The sequence below is a fragment of the Endozoicomonas sp. SESOKO4 genome, from assembly GCF_024606275.1.
The window spans coordinates 1-1,269 of sequence record NZ_JAHHPS010000011.1; the positions used below are offsets into that span (position 1 = coordinate 1).

The following is a 1,269-nucleotide window of genomic DNA, read 5'->3' on the forward strand; positions in this document are numbered from 1 at the left end:
CTGTGGTATCTGTTTTTGTGATTCACCAGGGCGTCAGCATTCTTACAAACCTTCCCGCATGGCCGTGATTGTCCATCCTTTCCGACCACGGTCACGTCACAGTTTTTTTGCCCTGTGTGATATCTGCCTTTGTGATTCATCAGGGCTCTGGCATTCTTGCAGACCTTCCCGCATGCCCCTGGCTGGCCATCCTTCGCGACAACGGTCTCCTCACATATTCTTTGATCACTGTCGACTGTGGCTTGTGCTGCGCCTGTCTGGGAAAGATCGGGTCGGCTCTGATCCAATTGGGATGACTTCGAGGTGGTGTGTTGTGTTTCTGAATAGTTAAGCGTAAAGGCCATCCCGTCTTCTTCGGGAAGACTCTGTAGATTGAGTGACCGATTAATGACCTCAACATCATCAGCGATGGAAGACAAATACCCGGGCAATGGCGCATCATTATTGAGTGACACGGTAGCATCAATAGCATTCTGGATTGAGTCTTCAAGGTCACTATCAGTGCCATCAAATAGTGGCTCAGAATCGAATGAGAGCTGAATGTCAGAAAGATCATTCAATGTATTAAAAAGAGGGTTTTGCCTGGACGCCATAGCATTTGCAGGGTCAAAATGCCCCATGTCACTTAAGCAGTGTCCAGCAGGCAATTGGAACCATGAGCTTTCCAGACGATTCATAGGCCAATCAGCAGGCTCACTGCTATTGGATGAGAGGCGGAAGTGACAACTCCCATGGCAGGGATGGGTAAAACAATTCAAACCTAAAGTGTGCTGGTGTTGCTGATGGCCTCCGTTACCGCCGCTATAGCCATTATTAAAAGGGCTGATAAAAGAGCTTATAGGCGGGAGGGTGGTTTGCGGGGCTTGCTGGCTGGGTGATTCTGACGACTGGCATTGTGGTGGATTATTTCCGGAGCCAAACACCGCAGTGATGGTTGCAAACAGATGACCCTGATTCGCCTGTTGCTCAATCGGGTCAAATGGCTTTGTATCGGGGTTGCTATAGTTTTTTAAAAGCCAACCGGCAGCGACAACCACTTCTACAGGAAGCCAGAAATAGGGGGTGACGCTCAAATGGGCATCTGTGTTCAGGATCAGTTCGCAAGCAATCAGCAGATTCGTAGCGTAAAGCCATTGCCACGACAAGCAACAAACTTGTGAAGTGATCCTGGTCGGGGAGGATGGTCAACAGCGGCCATGTGGAAAGCTTTGCAAGAATTCTAAAACCCTGTCGTATCACAGAAGACAAGAACACTCCGGGCAACAAGTC

The 1,269-nt window shown here is 49.2% G+C and carries 1 protein-coding gene; it reads right to left on the reverse strand.

Annotation, left to right across the window (positions count from 1 at the left end; genetic code table 11):
- On the reverse strand, window positions 1–1,145 hold a 1,145-nt coding region (locus tag KDK16_RS00135), incomplete at its 3' end, for a hypothetical protein (protein ID WP_257274153.1).
- Window positions 1,146–1,269 lie beyond the last annotated feature (124 nt).